Genomic DNA, 15791 nt, shown 5'->3' with positions numbered 1-15791 from the left:
TCGCCTGTGCCGACGTCATCGCGAGCAAGCTTTGCTCCCACAAGGGATCTGAGTGAGTCAAATGGGATTCGGGCAATCGATGAAGATGTGCTCCAGGGCAAAGCGTCGCGCCAGGTAATCGCCCAATGCCTGGACACCGTAGCGCTCGGTCGCATGATGCCCGGCGGCAATGAAGCTGATGCCGTTTTCCCGCGCACTGTGGAACGTCTGCTCCGACGCCTCGCCGCTGAGATACAGGTCGACGCCGGCCAATACCGCCTGATCGATATAGCCCTGGCCGCCACCGGTGCACCAGCCAACCCGGCGGATCATCTGCTCGCCTTCGATCAACAACGGCTCACGCCCCATGACTTCCTGGACCTTGCGCGCGAAATCCCGGGCCGTCATCGGTTCGGACAGGGAGCCGACCAGGCCGACAATCTTGGGATTGTCCGGATCCAGCGGTCCCTCGACAGTGATGTCCAACTGGCGGGCCAGTTGCACGTTATTGCCCACCTCCGGATGCAGGTCCAACGGCAAGTGATAGGCCAACAGGCTGATATCATGCTTGAGCAAGGTCCTGAGACGACGCTGTTTCATGCCGGTGATGCAAGGGTTTTCGCCCTTCCAGAAATAACCGTGATGCACCAGCACCAGGTCGGCCTCGGCCTCGACGGCAGCGTCAAGCAAGGCCTGGCTGGCGGTGACACCACTGACAATGCGCATCACCTGGGGTGCACCTTCGACCTGCAGGCCGTTGGGGCAGTAATCGGCAATCCGGCTGCTGGCCAGGTAACGGTCCGCTTCTTCGACCAGGGTGTTCAGGGCTACCGCCATGAAAAGACTCCTAAATATCCCGTTCAGAGGCACGCGCGGCCTCGTATAATGCGCGACATTATGGGCGGTCTCATACCGCCTGCAACCTTTGTAGGACGTGCTTAATGCTCAAGGCGCTGCGTTTTTCCGGCTGGCCGCTGTTGGCCGGCGTGCTTGTCGCTCTACTGATTATCCAGCGCTACCCGGAATGGGTCGGCCTGCCAAGCCTTGATGTCAACCTGCAGCAGGCGCCGCAAACCAAGGCTGTGCAACAGGGGCCGGTGTCCTACGCCGACGCCGTGACCACCGCCGCGCCAGCCGTGGTGAACCTGTACACCACCAAGGTCATCAACAAGCCCAGCCATCCGCTGTTCGAAGACCCGCAATTCCGGCGGTTCTTCGGCGACAACTCGCCCAAGCAGAAGCGCATGGAGTCGAGCCTGGGATCGGGCGTGATCATGAGCCCGGAAGGTTATATCTTGACCAACAACCACGTCACCAGCGGCGCCGACCAGATCGTGGTAGCCCTCAAGGATGGCCGTGAAACCCTGGCCCGGGTCATCGGTAGCGACCCGGAAACCGACCTCGCGGTGTTGAAGATCGACCTGAAGAACCTGCCGGCCATCACCATCGGCCGCTCCGACAGCATCCGTATCGGCGATGTCACCCTGGCCATCGGCAACCCGTTCGGTGTCGGCCAGACCGTGACCATGGGCATCATCAGCGCCACCGGACGCAACCAGTTGGGCCTGAACAACTACGAAGACTTCATCCAGACCGACGCCGCGATCAACCCGGGCAACTCCGGCGGCGCGCTGGTGGATGCCAACGGCAACCTCACTGGGATCAACACGGCGATCTTCTCCAAGTCCGGCGGCAGCCAGGGCATCGGCTTCGCCATTCCGGTGAAGCTGGCGATGGAGGTGATGAAGTCCATCATCGAGCACGGCCAGGTGATCCGTGGCTGGCTGGGTATTGAAGTCCAGCCGCTGACCCAGGAACTGGCGGAGTCCTTCGGCTTGTCCGGGAGGCCCGGTATCGTGGTGGCGGGAATTTTCCGCGACGGCCCGGCGCAGAAGGCCGGCCTGCAACTGGGCGATGTGATCCTGAGCATCGATGGCGAGCCGGCCGGCGATGGCCGCCGCTCGATGAACCAGGTGGCGCGGATCAAGCCCACCGACAAGGTAACGATCCAGGTCATGCGCAATGGCAAGGAACTCAAGCTCACCGCTGAAATCGGCCTGCGCCCACCGCCGGCACCGGTGGTGCTCAAGGAAGAGCAGTAGCCGCGGGCAACTTCCCGGGTGGCCAGTCCTCCTGAATGCAGTTCATTTCAGAAAAATGATGGACCTGTGGCGAGGGAGCTTGCTCCCGCTCGGCCGCGAAGCGGTCGTAAACCGGCGGGTGCGGTGTGTCTGATGCTCCGCATTGGCAGGTTTTGGGGCCGCTTCGCGGCCCAGCGGGAGCAAGCTCCCTCGCCACAAAAAATCCTATCCGCTCCGCCAAAGTGATCCCCCTGGCAAACCCATCCAGATTTCACTTGAAATTACAGATAGCATAAATTCTCATTAGCAGTGTTATATTGTTTCAACTATAAGATTTGGAACAACATAACATGTCATCTCTAACACGGATGTCTTTCGCCAGCCTGGCCTTCGGCCTTTTGGGCGATCCGGCCTACGCCGAGGAAATCCAACCGCTGGAACTGGACGCCATCAGCGTGACGTCCGACTACGAATCCCCCTCCGGCCCCGTCACAGGCTATCGCGCCACCCGCTCCGCCAGTGCCACCAAAACCGACACCGCCCTGCGCGACATCCCGCAATCGATCAGCGTGATTCCCGCCAGCGTGCTCAAGGACCTGGGCAGCACCAACGTCGAACGGGCATTGGAATACGCCGGCGGTGTATCGAAGCAGAACAACTTCGGTGGCCTGACGCTCTACGAATACAGCGTGCGCGGCTTCACCACATCGGAATTCTACAAGGACGGCTTCAGCGCCAACCGCGGTTATCCAAGCACCCCGGACGCCGCGAACATCGAACGCATCGAAGTACTCAAGGGCCCAGCCGCCAGCCTGTATGGACGGGGCGATCCCGGCGGTACGGTGAACATAGTCACCAAGAAACCCCAGCCCGAAGCCTTCACCACCTTGCAAACCAGCGCTGGCAGTTGGGATCGCTACCGCACTGCGCTGGACGTCAACACGCCACTGGACACCGAAGGCAACCTGCTGTCGCGGGTCAACCTGGCGGTCGAGGACAACAATAGCTTTCGCGACCATGTCGGCAGCAAACGTGTTTTCGTTGCGCCCTCCATCAGTTGGCAACTGAACCCCGATACGCGGTTGCTGGTGGAAAGCGAAATCGTGCGCCACAGCTCGACGTTCGACCGCGGCATCGTCGCTCCGAACAATCGCTGGAGCGGCGTTTCCCGCTCGACGTTCCTGGGCGAGCCCAACGACGGCGACATCGACAATCACAACAACATGCTCCAGGCCGCCCTCGAGCATCAGCTCAACGACGCCTGGCAGTTACGCTTGGCCAGCCATTACAAGCAGGGTGAACTCTGGGGATTCGCTTCCGAAGCACGCCCGTTGAATGCCGACGGCCACACGGTGAACCGCCGCTACCGCGAGCGCGACAACAATTGGCACGACAGCATCACCCAACTTGAATTGCGTGGAATGTTCGACCTCGGCCCCTGGCAGCACGAACTGTTGATCGGCACGGAATATGAGGACTATCGCAAGAACGAGCGCGTGACCACCATCAACGGCAGCGCTTATCCCATCGACATTTATCAACCGATTTACGGCCAGCCAAAACCTGATGGCAAACGCACCGGCCCTGATTTTTTCGAACATGTACAAAGCCGCGCACTGAACCTGCAGGACCAGATCGTCTTCACCGACAAGCTGCGGGGCATGCTCGGCGTGCGCTATGAGCATTTCGAGCAAAGCATCGACGACCACAACACCCACCTCACCAGCCGCCAACGCCACGACGCCCTGACGCAACGGGCCGGCCTGCTGTATCAGTTGACGCCCGAGGTCGGCCTGTTTGCCAACGCCTCCACCTCGTTCAAACCCAACAACGGCCTGGATGCCGGCGGCAAGACTTTCGATCCCGAGGAAGGGGTCGGCTATGAAGTGGGGATCAAGAGCGAGTTGTTCGACGATCGCCTGAGCACCACCCTGGCGGCGTTCCATATCGAGAAGGAAAACGTCCTGAGCCCGGTCGCCGGCACCGACTTCAGCCGCGCCATTGGCAAGGCCCGCAGCCAGGGCATCGACTTGCAGTTGACCGGGCAGGTGACCGACGCCGTGCGGATGATCGGCGCCTATGCCTACATCGACGCCGAAGTGACCAAGGGTGACCCGGGAAACCCCACAGGCAGCCGGATCCTCGGCGTCGCTAAACACAGCGGCAGCCTGCTGGGGGTCTACGAATTCCAGGATGGGCACCTGCGCGGCTCGGATGTTGGCGCGGCGTTCACTTACGTCGGCGATCGCTCGGGCGAAGCCGGCAAGGATTTCGAACTGCCGGCCTACCACACCGTGGACCTGCTGGCCCATTACAAGGCCAGCGATGACGTCACCGTGGGCCTGAACCTGAATAACGTCTTCGACGAAAAATACTACGAACGCTCCTACAGCAATTACTGGGTCACTCCCGGCGATCCGCGCAACTTCACTGTCAGCCTCACCCTCGATCTATAAGGAAGTCAGCATGAAATACCCCAAGACCTTCGCCCTGCTTGGCCTGCTCCTGGCCACACAGGCCTCGGCCCATGGCCTGTGGACCGAACAGCGTCGCGGCAACGTCGAAGTGATCTACGGCCACGGCGCCGAAGACAATGCCTTCAAGGCGCAGAAAATCAGCGGTGCCTGGGCCTATGACCTGGGCGGCAAGATGATCCCCGTCACCGTAGAGCGCCTGCCGGACCACGCCCGCCTGCAACCGCTCAAGCCGCCAGCGGTGCTGGCCGTGGCGCTGGACAACGGCATGTGGTCCCAGACGGTCGACAAGAAGTGGATCAACGAAGGCCGCAGCAAAGTACCCGGGGCGATCGAATCGACCCATACGTTCAAATACAGCCTGGCGATCTATGAGCCGGGGGCGAAACTGCCGGCGCTTGCACCGATCAAGTTCGTGATCCTGCCGGAAGTCGACCCGCTGACCGTTGGCCCGGGCCAGTCATTGCCGGTACGGGTGCTGCTGGACGGCAAACCCGCGGCTGGTGTGAAACTGGTGGGCGACTACCGCAGCATGCCGAACACCGTATCGACTGAAACCGACGCAGAAGGCCGGGCCAAGGTGCTGGTGCGCAACGAAGGCTTGAATGTGATCGCGGCGCAGATGGAAATTGCGCTCAAGGACAACAAGGACGTGGCCACCCGTGGCGTGTTCACCTCATTGACCTTCCTGGGGGAGCCGCATCACGAGTAACGCCCAGAACCTAATGTGGGAGCGAGCTTGCTCCGGGCGGCGATCCGACGATGAGGCCGGCACAATCACCGCAACGCTCAAGCCGGAGTCAAGCACTCCGGCCCATTGAGTTTCGGATCATTGACCATATTGGCCAATACCCGCTCGCGCAATGGCGCCGGCTCGCTTGCCAGCAGCCCTTGCAAAGCATGCAGCGGTGTCTCGGGGTCGAGCCACAGGCGCTGGCCTTCTTCGTCCAGAATCAACGGCCGGCGCTGGCCCGCCGCCGGTTGAGTGATGACCGCCGTGCTCAGCCACACCTGTTCCTGCACCGGATACGCTTCCCAGATCGCGGCGAAAAACAGCGACGAACCCTCCCCCGGCGTCAACCAGTACGGACGCTTGCGCGTACCGCCGCGCCATTCATAGAAACCATTGGCCGGCAGCAGGCAACGGCGCAGGCGCAAGGCCTCGCGGAACATCGGCTGCTCGGCCACGGTTTCGGCCCGGGCATGGGCCGGCGTGCGGGACAGGTCGGTCAACCAAGGCGGCGTCAGGCCCCAGCGCGCCCGGGCCAGTTCGCGCTGGCCCTCGGCGTCGGCCCGCAGGATCAGCACCGAATCGTTGGGCGAAATGTTCCATTGAGCCTTCTGATCGGCGGGAAAACCGGGCAGGGCCGCGAAGGTGGGGTTCCAGCGAAACAGGGCATAACGTCCACACATGGGGCAACACGACTCTTGATCGAACAAACGGCCGCCAGCCTAACAGACCAGCGTACCGGGATAGCTGTCCGGTTCATCGCCGGGCAACGGCAGTGCGGCATTGTACGCGGCGATCAACTCCCGGGCGTATTGCGCCTGGTCATCTTCCACCGCCAGTCCCAGCAAGCCCTGCATGGGCAACTCCCCCGCACCGCCCAGCAAATCGCGCCCCACCAGATGCGCCGTGATGCCTTCACTGGCAAGCATGCCTTGCAACAACTCGCCTTCCATCAGGTTTTCCAGCTCGTAGATTCGCTGCATCGGTGTCGCCCCGTCAGTCGTTTTCGCTGAAGACCTCGAGATGCCATTCCTCACCATGGACCTGCAACACAAAGGTGATTGGCCGGCAACAGACCTGACAATCCTCGATGTAGTCCTGATCGCCGCCGGACAAGTCCAGGGATGTCTCTACGTCCTCCCCACAATACGGACATTCATAATGAGCGCTTTCCAGCATCGCGGTCTCCCAGGTGACTTGTGCGTATAATCGCCGGTCTATTTGCAGGGCTATTTTTGTCTGGCTTATCTTCCAGACCGTGCCCTGTCGTTTTTTCGTTAGAACCTTTACTTACCCTAGCCGTTTCCAACAAGAGAGCATGATGGGCGAATTCGATGCCATCCGACCTTACGACGACAGCGAAGTCCCAGCGGTGCTGGCACGACTGCTCGGCGACAAGGCGTTTCTAGATATCCTCACCCACTTCCGCTTCCCACGCCTGGCCGGCGCCTTCGGCTGGATGCTCAAACCCCTTATAGCGCAAAGATTGCGCCGTGAGTTCGCCGGAGTGACGTCGGTCGCCACGTTGCAGGACAAAGTGGAGTTCTATGTCGACCACACCATCGAGCGCGCCACCGACGGCGTGACCTATACCGGGGTGGAGCAATTCAAGTCCGGCAGTGCGTATCTGTTCATCGCCAACCACCGCGATATCGTGATGGACCCGGCCTTCGTCAACTACGCCGTATACCACGCCGGCCTGCCGACCCCGCGCATCGCCATTGGCGACAACCTGCTGCAAAAGCCCTTTGTCAGCGACCTGATGCGCCTGAACAAGAGCTTCATCGTGCACCGCTCCATCACCGGGCGGCGGGAAAAAATGGCGGCGTACCAGTTGTTGTCGGCGTACATCAACCATTCGATCCGCAACGATTGCGCCTCGATCTGGATCGCCCAGGCCGAAGGACGGGCCAAGGACGGTGACGACCGGACCGAATCGGCGATCCTCAAGATGTTCCACATGAGCCGCAAGGACGAGCCGTTCGGCGAAGTGATTCAGTCACTGAACCTCACCCCGGTGTCGATCAGCTACGAATACGATCCGTGCGACCAGGCCAAGGCCCGCGAGTTGTACATCCGCGCAACCACCGGCACCTACACCAAGGCTCCGGGCGAGGACGACGTGAGCATCGCCAAGGGCATCACCGGCTACAAGGGCCGGGTCCACGTGAACTTCGCCGCGCCCATCACCGAGCTGTTCGAGGACACCAAGCAACTGGCCCAGGAGATGGATCGGCAGATTCTCGGCGGCTACCGCCTGTTCCCGGTGCATTACCTGGCTTATGCCCAATGGGCCGACGCCGACCCGCAGTTGCAAGTGCCCAAGGCGGCCGAGGTGTTCGGTGCCGAGGAGCTGGTCAAGGCCCAGGAAGAATGGCAACGCCGGCTGGACGCTTGCCCGCCGGAACACCGGCCGTTCCTGGTGCTGCAATATGCAACGCCGGTGCGAAATCAGTATCGGGTCAAGGCGGGGTTGGCGCTTTAAGCGACAGGTCTGAGGACACGGGTTCCCTGTGGCGAGGGAGCTTGCTCCCGCTCGATTGCGCAGCAATCGCAAAACGGGCTTGCGATTAGTCAGAGCCTTGGGGTTGACCGTTCGAGGGGGGCTGCTGCGCAGCCCAGCGGGAGCAAGCTCCCTCGCCACAAAAGCATCTCTGCCTGACAAACCTCACTTACCCTGCCACGGCTACGCAGTCAGAACTGCGTACTGATCCACGACATCAGCAACGCCAGCGCCAGGCAGCCAAAGCCAAACCGGTAGAAAAACCGGTTCATCCGCTGAGTGGCCAGATCCAGCAGCGCTTCGAAGCGTTCGTTGCCATCGCGATTGCGCGCTTCAAGGCAAGCCCGCGCCCGTTGTTCACGGCGGCGCGTCGCATGCAGCACCCAACCGCCCGGGCAGGCAAACAGCAACGCAAGCAAGTTGATCAGTTTGGCGGGGTGGGCGGCGAACAACGAAAGCAGATGCAGCGACATCACGAACCTCAAGCGAAAAACGGACAGGACACGTCCGTGGCCTACGAACAGGGCGCGGATTCTACCGAAAGCCTGCCGCCCTGCACCGTTTTTTCCGACCAGTAACGATCGGCTGGGATAATGGCCTGGTGACTTCGTGGCGAGGGAGCTTGCTCCCGCTGGACTGCGCAGCAGTCCCAAAAAAAGCTTGCACGATTAACCTGACACACCGAGACGCTAGTCGGGGGCTGCTGCGCAGCCCAGCGGGAGCAAGCTCCCTCGCCACAGGTCCGTAATCAATCCTCGGGTTAATTTCCCCCGTCACGGTTTCGTCATCTGATTAGGCCACTCTGTCGCCCTTCAAACCTGCCCGGAACCCCTCATGTTGCACGCCGAAAACCAGGATCGCCTCTATCTCATCAGCCCAAGCGACGAACAACAGAACCTCGTCGACAGCCTGTCCTTCAACGTGCAGGACCGACATTGGCTGGTGTATTGCGCCCTCGGCGGTCATCAACATGCCGACCTTCCAGAGACCGACCTGCTGACCGGGATCAGTGTGCTGGAGTTCTATTCCCAGGCCGCCTGAGAACATCGCCCATAAAAAACCCCTGTGGGGCAAGCTCCCACAGGGGTTGTGAGGTTTGTTACTTATTCAGCCAGCACTTGCCCAATGGTCGGATCCTTGAACAGCCGGGTCAGGGCATCGCTCAAGACGTCGCTGACCAGCTTGGTGTTGGTGTCCTGGTTAGGCGCCATGCCGAAACGCTGGTCCAGGGAAGCACCGTAACGACCGCTGTAGCGGCGGTTGGCGTTCTGCACGTCGGAGCGGAAGGTCGCGCCGATGGTGGCTTCGGTCACATACATGCCTTCCTTGGGTGACTGATACTTGAGCTCGGCCAGGGTTACGGTCAGTTGCGGTGCATTCAAGGCATTGGCGGTCGGCGTGAAGCCCAGCAAACGCACGGCAGCTTCAGCCTGGGCCTGCAGCTTGGGCAGGATCTGCGCGCCCTGCACCGTGATCACACTGGTTTCCGGATACAGCCCGCCACGGGTACCGAGCGTCGGCGACGGACGACCGTCCACCACTCGCACCACCACCGGCTGGCCACGACCCACAGGCGCCAGTTGGGCATTGAGCTTGGGCTCCGGGTTAAGTTGTTGCGGGCTGTGGGCGCAGCCGACGAGGGTCAGACTGGTCACAGCGATCAAACCGAACAACAGGCGTTGCAACATGCTCTTCTCTCCAGAATCGGGCACAAACAGGCCGGCAGTATAGCGGTGCGCCATCGCCGTGAACTAGCGTCGCACGATGAATACTGAAATGTCTGACACGGGCCGTGGTTGCCGGTTCCTGTCACCCCATTGTCACGGTCCTTACACCGGCATGTCATAGCCCGCTGTCAGGCTTGCCCCAAGCTCCCTGACCCGGTATCCGCTCATGCGCTTCCTTATTTCCCTGTTCACCCCTCGCCCTCATCACCGCAGCTTCGCCTTGCTCGATCGCAACGGCCATTGCCAGGCGTTCAAACAGTGCAGCCTGCAACCCATGGGCGAAGGCTGGGTGGAAATCGAAGAGATCCGTCTCAACTGGCTGCACCAGCCATTGCCCGCCAGCGCCCGCGTGCAACCGCTTCCTGCCCGCGCACGTAACCGGCAGCTGTTGACCATCTGACCGGACGGCTAATAAAAGTCATTAAACACGACCATTTCCCTGCGTTTCTTCGATACAATCTCCCCCCGATTATAAGGACGTCTCCTGATCGGGCCTCGCAACACCGCTGATGCGCTGGTATTGGCACCCCGCAACGCCCACAGAGAGCCGCCCACACAGATCGAGTGAAGCTGGCGCGCTTGCTGTTCCTCCAGGCAAATCACCACTTTTCGCGAATCTGCAGAGCTGTCATTACGCTCGGTCACTGAGCTGTCTGCCCGTTTTGCCTGTCATGTACTACATGGGGGCAACCAAACCGGGCGCAGTGCCAGGCTGGGACAGCCCTTTTTTGAGGTTCACGTCTTCAAAAGAGCGTGAAAAAACGGGTTTTCACAACTTCACGAGAGTGTGGCGAGCAAATGAAGAGTTTTGCGTCTGAACAAGCACCATTAGCGTCTGAAACAGCCCAACGACACAGGACCGGATATCGCTCAAGAACCGGCGCCTGAAGCCTGTCCGCTACGGATTTGGTTGCACGAACGGATGTCTCGGCCATAAGTCGAATTGCCTGCCCGGCGCTTAAATGAGTTCATGTGACTCTTGAGGCCAGGCTGCATGCATCCGCAGTAGGTGCGAAAAATTGCGAAGATTCGGACATGGCGATCCTGGCCATGGATAACTGGGGCGCAACTGACCTGCCCCGCCACTCCTGGCCGCTATGCCGACAATTTGGTGCTGCAGATTTTGGAGACGCGTTAAATGGCGCATAACGAAGCAGTCGATGTAGTTCTGGTAGGGGCCGGCATCATGAGTGCCACCCTGGCCGTACTGCTCAAGGAGCTCGACCCCGCGATCTCGCTGGAAGTCGTCGAGCTGATGGATTCCGGTGCCGCGGAGAGTTCCAACCCGTGGAACAACGCCGGCACCGGTCACGCCGGGCTGTGTGAGCTCAATTACACGCCCCAGGCAGCCGACGGCAATGTCGACATCAAGAAAGCCGTGCACATCAACACCCAGTTCGAGGTGTCGAAGCAGTTCTGGACGTACCTGACCAAAAAAGGCACGTTCGGCTCCTCCAAGTCCTTCATCGCCCCGGTGCCACACCTGAGCTTCGTGCAAGGCGAGAAAGGCGTGTCGTTCCTGAAGAAGCGCTTCGAGCTGATGCGCCAGCATCACGCCTTCGCCGACATGGAATACACCGAGGACAAGGCCCGGATGGCCGAGTGGATGCCGCTGATGATGCCTGGCCGGCCGGCCGATGAGGTCATCGCCGCCACTCGCGTCATGAACGGCACCGACGTCAACTTCGGCGCCCTGACCAACCAGTTGCTCAAGCACCTGACCAGCGCCCCGGACACTCAGGTCAAATACTGCAAGCGCGTCACCGGTCTCAAGCGCAACGGCAGTGGCTGGACCGTGAGCATCAAGGACGTCAATTCCGGCAGCAGCCGCGATGTCGACGCCAAGTTCGTGTTCCTCGGTGCCGGCGGTGCGGCGTTGCCGCTGCTGCAAGCCTCGGGCATCGAGGAGAGCAAGGGCTTCGGCGGCTTCCCGGTCAGTGGCCAGTGGCTGCGTTGCGACAACCCGGAAGTGGTCAAGCACCACCAGGCCAAGGTCTACAGCCAGGCCGCCGTGGGCTCGCCGCCGATGTCGGTGCCGCACCTGGACACCCGTGTAGTCGATGGCAAAAAATCCCTGCTGTTCGGGCCATACGCCGGTTTCACCACCAAGTTCCTCAAGCACGGTTCGATCATGGACCTGCCGCTGTCGGTACGTGCCGGCAACATCGGCCCGATGCTGGCCGTGGCCCGGGACAACATGGACCTGACCAAGTACCTGATCAGCGAAGTGATGCAGTCCATGGAACAGCGCCTGGAATCCCTGCGTCGTTTCTACCCCGAGGCGAAAGCCGAGGACTGGCGCCTGGAAGTGGCCGGCCAGCGGGTGCAGATCATCAAGAAAGACCCGAAGAAAGGTGGCGTCCTGCAGTTCGGCACCGAACTGGTGGCGGCCAAGGACGGCAGCCTCGCCGCCCTGCTCGGCGCATCGCCGGGTGCTTCGGTGACCGTGTCGATCATGCTGGAACTGATCGAGCGCTGCTTCCCGGACAAAGCCAAGGGCGAGTGGGCTGCCAAGCTCGCAGAGATCTTCCCGGCCCGGGAAAAAGTGTTGGAAACCGACGCGGCGCTGTATCGAAAAATCAACGCGCAGAACAACATTGCGTTGGAGTTGGTTGAAGACAGCAAGGCTCAAAGTTACGCCTGATACTGTGTACTGATAAAAAGCCTTCCGTGCAAACAGGAGGCTTTTTATTACCCGTATTATGACTTCATACTGAACTTGACGCGTGTTCCGCCATGACGAACATAATCATCGTCATCTTCAACCTCTAGTAACTCCGCAACACAGGCACCTGCCGGTTTCGCTTCAACCCAGCGACGATAAGGCATTGTCTGTCCGTCACTCACCGGCACGCCAGGAATATGCCCGAAACTGAAATGGCAGGTGCGGTTTCCTTGGGTGTAGGTAAATGACTCCCGCTCGGCACGCGCCTGGGGCAGATAATAGGTTAGCTCCTGGCGTTCCCCAGGACTTATCGAAAAGCTGTGGCCCGCATTTTCCGGGGCCAGAGACCACGTGAAATCGCTACCCGGCACAATGACCGCTGACGTTGCGTTGAATATTTCCACATTGACGATCTCATCGAACGCATTGGAAACCGAACTTGCCAGACAGCCGATCAGGGCCAATAAACACCCGGCGATACATTTACCTTTATCTTCCATGATAAATAAAACTCCATTTAGCGATTGAAATGAAACCCCTTGGTTTCAACCCAAAAGTAATGGAAATCCAGATAAAACAAAACAGCCCGAATGGTGACATAACCTTTCGGGCTTAGTTGAGTACGTCATGAAATACTGATGCAGACATTCAAACGCCGCGGCGGCCCGCGGACATGACATTAACGCGATCAGCCACGCGCCTTATTGATCAGTTCAATGTATTCCTCGGCGTTACGCTGGTCCTGGATCAACGCCACGAAATCCTTGCCTTGCTCATCCTTGCCATTAAGGTCGTAACCGGCCTCGACGAAAAACGTCAGGAACCGCTCGAAGTCATCGACCCGCAGCCCACGGTAGGCCTTGATCAGTTTGTGCAGCGACGGCGACGTGGCATCGACCGGTTCGAAATTGAGGAACAGCTTGACCTGTTCATCGCCAATCTCGTCGCCAATCACTTGTTTCTTGTCTTTACGCATTGCCGGCTCCAGCTCGCACAGTTCACGGGGCGGGCAGTTTACCCCCGGCAGGCCTCGCGGCTCAACGCGGGCGTTCGGCACCGGTGTGCAGGTCGGCCCAGATATGACCGTTGGCGTAGGTGAGAAACTGCACATAGACCGTGTTGTTGCGCAGCAGATCGATGACCACCCGGTACTGAGCCTGAGGATAAGACAGCGTCAGGGTCTTGCTCGCCTCGTCGAAAACCGGTTTCTTCAGGCTTTTGCTTTCGCCGTCGAAGTTAAGGATCACCTGGCTGAGGGTCGCGCCCTTGTTCATCGGCTTGCCCTTGAGACGGACCAGCAAGGGCGAAGTGACCGGAATCGGTTGCTGGTTGGACTGACGCTGGTTACCCAGCACCACCGAATACTCGGTCACTTGCAGCAACTGCTGCTGTTCAGGCTGCTCCTGGCGCACCACCAGGTCATCAGGCGGCAGGAACTGGCTGTGCATCGGTGCGGCCACGGCCGCCAAGGGCAGGCTGGAGATCAACAGCAAAGTAGCGCTACGGCGGATCGATACACGCATGACAAGCTCCGGGGTCTTGGCCGAGCACTCTAGCATGAGCCTGGATGGTAAAAATAACGATCCAGATCAATACATCCGCGCAACGAGCACGGCATACTCAAAGAGCCATCAGCCCCGGCCTACCGGCGCATGCCTTTGTGGCGAGGGAGCTTGCTCCCGCTGGGTGGCGCAGCCGCCCCATAATATTGCGAGCGCTACGCACTCGAGCGGGAGCAAGCTCCCTCGCCACAGGGCCAGTGCCAGTGTCCCCCTTGCGAGGAGTATTCATGTCTTTCTCCGCCCCACCGTTGTTTGCCGCCTGGCGCCAGGCCTGGCGCGCCGGTTACACCCTGGAGCGCCTGCGTGGCGACCTGGTGGCCGGGCTGACCGTCGGCATCATCGCCATCCCACTGGCCATGGCCCTGGCGATTGCCGTTGGCGTGCCACCGCAACATGGCTTGTACACGGTGTTGGTGGCCGCGCCCTTGATCGCCCTCACCGGCGGCTCGCGCTTTAACGTCAGCGGGCCGACGGCGGCATTCGTGGTAATCCTGCTGCCCATCACGCAACAGCACGGCCTGGGCGGCCTGTTGTTGTGCACCATGCTCGCTGGTCTGATCTTGATCACCCTGGGCCTGATGCGCGCCGGACGGCTGATCCAATACATCCCCTACCCGGTGATCCTCGGCTTTACCGCCGGGATCGGCGTGGTCATCGCCACCTTGCAACTGAAGGATCTGCTGGGGTTGACCACCGTCGGGCAAGCCAAGCACTACATCGAACAGTTGGGCGAACTGATCGTGGCGCTGCCCAGTGCCCGGCTCGGCGATGGCATCATCGGCGTCACGTGCCTGGCGGTGCTGTTTGCCTGGCCACGCTGGGTACCGCGGGTTCCCGGGCATTTGGTTGCCTTGCTGGTCGGGGCGCTATTGGGACTGGCGCTGGAGCGCGGCGGTTTGCCGGTGGCGACATTGGGTGAGCGTTTCAGCTACATGGTCGATGGCATCAGCCACCCCGGTATCCCGCCGTTTTTACCGAGCCTCGAGTGGCCATGGAACCTGCCAGATGGCCAGGGGCATCCCTTGACGCTTTCCTATGATCTGATCCGCCAATTGCTGGGCCCGGCCTTCGCCATTGCCATGCTTGGCGCCATCGAATCGCTGCTGTGCGCCGTGGTGGCGGATGGCATGACCGGCAGCAAGCATGACCCCAACGCCGAGCTGATCGGCCAAGGCCTGGGCAACCTTGTGGCGCCGCTGTTCGGCGGTATCACCGCCACGGCGGCCATTGCCCGCAGCGCGACCAATGTGCGCAGCGGCGCCTCTTCACCGCTGGCCGCGATCATTCACAGCCTTGTGGTGCTGCTGGCGATGGTGTTGCTGGCGCCCCTGTTCAGCTACCTGCCCATGGCAGCCCTGGCGGCGCTACTGGTGATAGTGGCCTGGAACATGAGCGAAGCCGGACACGTGTTGCATACCTTGCGCATCGCCCCGCGCAGCGACGTACTGGTGCTGCTGACCTGCCTTAGCCTGACCGTGCTGTTCGACATGGTCATGGCCGTCGCCGTCGGCCTGCTGCTGGCCGCCGGGCTGTTCATCAAGCGCATGAGCGAACTGACCGACAGCACCGAACTGCCTCGCCACTTTCACCAGGCCCTGCTGGGCATGCCCGAGCATGTGCGCTGCTACGCAATTCGTGGGCCGCTGTTCTTCGGTGCGGCAGAAAAAGCCCTGGACGTGCTGCGCAAGTTCGATCCGGGGGTGCGCGTGGTGGTGGTGGAAATGAGCGCCGTGCCCATGCTGGACATGACCGCGCTGGCTGCGTTTGAAAACATCCTGAAGGATTACCGCAAGCAGGGCATCGGCCTGATCCTGGTCGCGACGGCGCCCAGGGTGCGCCTGAAGCTGCGCCGCGCCGGTATTCATCGCGAGCAGCGGCAATTGGCGTATGTGCAGACCCTGGAGCAGGCGCGGGTCAAGAGCGAGCAGTGGTTGGCCAGCGGCGCGGCTCATCCAAGACTTGCTTGAACTGTGGCGAGGGAGCTTGCTCCCGCTGGGCTGCGCAGCAGCCCCAATTGCAGGTGGGTGCTACGCACCCAAGCGGGAGCAAGCTCCCTCGCCACAAAAGCTC

The 15791-nt window shown here is 60.8% G+C and carries 17 protein-coding genes; 8 read left to right on the top strand and 9 right to left on the bottom strand.

The genetic code is table 11. The annotated features are described in order from the left end of the window. Positions 1 to 57: 57 nt before the first annotated feature. A complete protein-coding gene (locus BLT00_RS23010) occupies positions 58 to 816 on the bottom strand; it encodes a Nif3-like dinuclear metal center hexameric protein (RefSeq protein WP_092149529.1) in 759 nt (252 codons plus the stop codon). Positions 817 to 920: 104 nt separating this feature from the next. On the opposite strand from BLT00_RS23010, the gene algW reads away from it, so the two are divergent. From algW to BLT00_RS22995, 3 genes are all read left to right on the top strand, one after another. Next, positions 921 to 2081, top strand: coding sequence for a Do family serine endopeptidase AlgW (gene algW / locus BLT00_RS23005; protein WP_014340162.1), 1161 nt, complete (start codon positions 921 to 923; stop codon positions 2079 to 2081). A 329-nt stretch (positions 2082 to 2410) separates the two neighbouring features. Continuing rightward, positions 2411 to 4516: a TonB-dependent siderophore receptor gene (locus BLT00_RS23000; protein ID WP_092149532.1), complete on the top strand. Its 2106-nt coding sequence runs from the start codon at positions 2411 to 2413 to the stop codon at positions 4514 to 4516. A gap of 10 nt (positions 4517 to 4526) precedes the next feature. Then, a complete protein-coding gene (locus tag BLT00_RS22995) occupies positions 4527 to 5246 on the top strand; it encodes a DUF4198 domain-containing protein (protein ID WP_092149535.1) in 720 nt (239 codons plus the stop codon). A gap of 77 nt (positions 5247 to 5323) precedes the next feature. Here the strand turns inward: BLT00_RS22995 and BLT00_RS22990 are convergent, their stop codons facing one another. From BLT00_RS22990 to BLT00_RS22980, 3 genes are read right to left on the bottom strand one after another with little or no spacing between them, the layout of a single operon-like run. Then, positions 5324 to 5947, bottom strand: a complete 624-nt coding sequence (locus BLT00_RS22990) for an SOS response-associated peptidase (RefSeq protein WP_063324407.1) — start codon at positions 5945 to 5947, stop codon at positions 5324 to 5326. Positions 5948 to 5986: 39 nt separating this feature from the next. After that, complete coding sequence (locus BLT00_RS22985; RefSeq protein WP_092149538.1) at positions 5987 to 6247, bottom strand: putative signal transducing protein; 261 nt, start codon at positions 6245 to 6247, stop codon at positions 5987 to 5989. Between the two features lie 13 nt (positions 6248 to 6260). Then, complete coding sequence (locus BLT00_RS22980; RefSeq protein ID WP_092149541.1) at positions 6261 to 6443, bottom strand: CPXCG motif-containing cysteine-rich protein; 183 nt, start codon at positions 6441 to 6443, stop codon at positions 6261 to 6263. Between the two features lie 139 nt (positions 6444 to 6582). Here BLT00_RS22980 and BLT00_RS22975 point away from each other — a divergent pair, with 139 nt between their 5' ends. Continuing rightward, positions 6583 to 7749, top strand: a complete 1167-nt coding sequence (locus tag BLT00_RS22975) for a 1-acyl-sn-glycerol-3-phosphate acyltransferase (protein ID WP_063324406.1) — start codon at positions 6583 to 6585, stop codon at positions 7747 to 7749. Between the two features lie 209 nt (positions 7750 to 7958). On the opposite strand, the gene BLT00_RS22970 is transcribed toward BLT00_RS22975, so the two are convergent. Next, complete coding sequence (locus tag BLT00_RS22970) at positions 7959 to 8240, bottom strand: hypothetical protein (RefSeq protein ID WP_063324405.1); 282 nt, start codon at positions 8238 to 8240, stop codon at positions 7959 to 7961. A 361-nt stretch (positions 8241 to 8601) separates the two neighbouring features. On the opposite strand from BLT00_RS22970, the gene BLT00_RS22965 reads away from it, so the two are divergent. Further along, on the top strand, positions 8602 to 8808 hold the full coding sequence (locus BLT00_RS22965; protein ID WP_003185312.1) for a hypothetical protein: 207 nt from the start codon (positions 8602 to 8604) through the stop codon (positions 8806 to 8808). 62 nt (positions 8809 to 8870) lie between these two features. On the opposite strand, the gene BLT00_RS22960 is transcribed toward BLT00_RS22965, so the two are convergent. Then, the gene (locus BLT00_RS22960; protein WP_003205489.1) at positions 8871 to 9455 is read right to left on the bottom strand and encodes a YajG family lipoprotein; all 585 of its coding nucleotides are present in this window, start codon (positions 9453 to 9455) and stop codon (positions 8871 to 8873) included. A gap of 205 nt (positions 9456 to 9660) precedes the next feature. Here BLT00_RS22960 and BLT00_RS22955 point away from each other — a divergent pair, with 205 nt between their 5' ends. Both BLT00_RS22955 and mqo read left to right on the top strand, forming a co-directional pair. After that, positions 9661 to 9894, top strand: coding sequence for a hypothetical protein (locus BLT00_RS22955; RefSeq protein ID WP_092149544.1), 234 nt, complete (start codon positions 9661 to 9663; stop codon positions 9892 to 9894). 738 nt (positions 9895 to 10632) lie between these two features. Further along, positions 10633 to 12138: a malate dehydrogenase (quinone) gene (gene mqo / locus BLT00_RS22950; protein WP_063324403.1), complete on the top strand. Its 1506-nt coding sequence runs from the start codon at positions 10633 to 10635 to the stop codon at positions 12136 to 12138. 56 nt (positions 12139 to 12194) lie between these two features. Here the strand turns inward: mqo and BLT00_RS22945 are convergent, their stop codons facing one another. The 3 genes from BLT00_RS22945 to BLT00_RS22935 all read right to left on the bottom strand — a co-directional run bounded on the left by BLT00_RS22945 (position 12195) and on the right by BLT00_RS22935 (position 13682). Continuing rightward, entirely contained in the window at positions 12195 to 12659 is a 465-nt protein-coding gene (locus BLT00_RS22945; protein ID WP_063324402.1) for a hypothetical protein, read from the bottom strand. Between the two features lie 188 nt (positions 12660 to 12847). After that, a complete protein-coding gene (locus BLT00_RS22940) occupies positions 12848 to 13135 on the bottom strand; it encodes a PA4642 family protein (RefSeq protein WP_092149547.1) in 288 nt (95 codons plus the stop codon). Positions 13136 to 13196: 61 nt separating this feature from the next. Then, positions 13197 to 13682, bottom strand: a complete 486-nt coding sequence (locus BLT00_RS22935; protein ID WP_092149550.1) for a hypothetical protein — start codon at positions 13680 to 13682, stop codon at positions 13197 to 13199. Positions 13683 to 13948: 266 nt separating this feature from the next. Here BLT00_RS22935 and dauA point away from each other — a divergent pair, with 266 nt between their 5' ends. Then, positions 13949 to 15688: a C4-dicarboxylic acid transporter DauA gene (gene dauA, locus BLT00_RS22930; protein WP_092149553.1), complete on the top strand. Its 1740-nt coding sequence runs from the start codon at positions 13949 to 13951 to the stop codon at positions 15686 to 15688. Positions 15689 to 15791: the final 103 nt, after the last annotated feature.

The organism is Pseudomonas sp. NFACC51, from assembly GCF_900103575.1.
Classification (GTDB): domain Bacteria; phylum Pseudomonadota; class Gammaproteobacteria; order Pseudomonadales; family Pseudomonadaceae; genus Aquipseudomonas; species Aquipseudomonas fluorescens_Q.
Note: the sequence above shows the minus strand (reverse complement) of the source record. Positions and strands in the feature narration are given on the sequence as shown.

Excerpts from the sequence above, each read along its gene's own strand:
- BLT00_RS22975 (WP_063324406.1), top strand. The coding sequence starts at position 6,583 with ATGATGGGCGAATTCGATGCCATCCGACCTTACGACGACAGCGAAGTC.
- BLT00_RS22965 (WP_003185312.1), top strand. The coding sequence starts at position 8,602 with ATGTTGCACGCCGAAAACCAGGATCGCCTCTATCTCATCAGCCCAAGC.
- BLT00_RS22995 (WP_092149535.1), top strand. The coding sequence starts at position 4,527 with ATGAAATACCCCAAGACCTTCGCCCTGCTTGGCCTGCTCCTGGCCACA.
- BLT00_RS22990 (WP_063324407.1), bottom strand. The coding sequence starts at position 5,947 with ATGTGTGGACGTTATGCCCTGTTTCGCTGGAACCCCACCTTCGCGGCC.
- BLT00_RS22935 (WP_092149550.1), bottom strand. The coding sequence starts at position 13,682 with ATGCGTGTATCGATCCGCCGTAGCGCTACTTTGCTGTTGATCTCCAGC.
- BLT00_RS22980 (WP_092149541.1), bottom strand. The coding sequence starts at position 6,443 with ATGCTGGAAAGCGCTCATTATGAATGTCCGTATTGTGGGGAGGACGTA.
- BLT00_RS22985 (WP_092149538.1), bottom strand. The coding sequence starts at position 6,247 with ATGCAGCGAATCTACGAGCTGGAAAACCTGATGGAAGGCGAGTTGTTG.
- BLT00_RS22940 (WP_092149547.1), bottom strand. The coding sequence starts at position 13,135 with ATGCGTAAAGACAAGAAACAAGTGATTGGCGACGAGATTGGCGATGAA.
- BLT00_RS23010 (WP_092149529.1), bottom strand. The coding sequence starts at position 816 with ATGGCGGTAGCCCTGAACACCCTGGTCGAAGAAGCGGACCGTTACCTG.
- BLT00_RS22945 (WP_063324402.1), bottom strand. The coding sequence starts at position 12,659 with ATGGAAGATAAAGGTAAATGTATCGCCGGGTGTTTATTGGCCCTGATC.
- mqo (WP_063324403.1), top strand. The coding sequence starts at position 10,633 with ATGGCGCATAACGAAGCAGTCGATGTAGTTCTGGTAGGGGCCGGCATC.
- algW (WP_014340162.1), top strand. The coding sequence starts at position 921 with ATGCTCAAGGCGCTGCGTTTTTCCGGCTGGCCGCTGTTGGCCGGCGTG.
- BLT00_RS23000 (WP_092149532.1), top strand. The coding sequence starts at position 2,411 with ATGTCATCTCTAACACGGATGTCTTTCGCCAGCCTGGCCTTCGGCCTT.
- dauA (WP_092149553.1), top strand. The coding sequence starts at position 13,949 with ATGTCTTTCTCCGCCCCACCGTTGTTTGCCGCCTGGCGCCAGGCCTGG.
- BLT00_RS22970 (WP_063324405.1), bottom strand. The coding sequence starts at position 8,240 with ATGTCGCTGCATCTGCTTTCGTTGTTCGCCGCCCACCCCGCCAAACTG.
- BLT00_RS22960 (WP_003205489.1), bottom strand. The coding sequence starts at position 9,455 with ATGTTGCAACGCCTGTTGTTCGGTTTGATCGCTGTGACCAGTCTGACC.
- BLT00_RS22955 (WP_092149544.1), top strand. The coding sequence starts at position 9,661 with ATGCGCTTCCTTATTTCCCTGTTCACCCCTCGCCCTCATCACCGCAGC.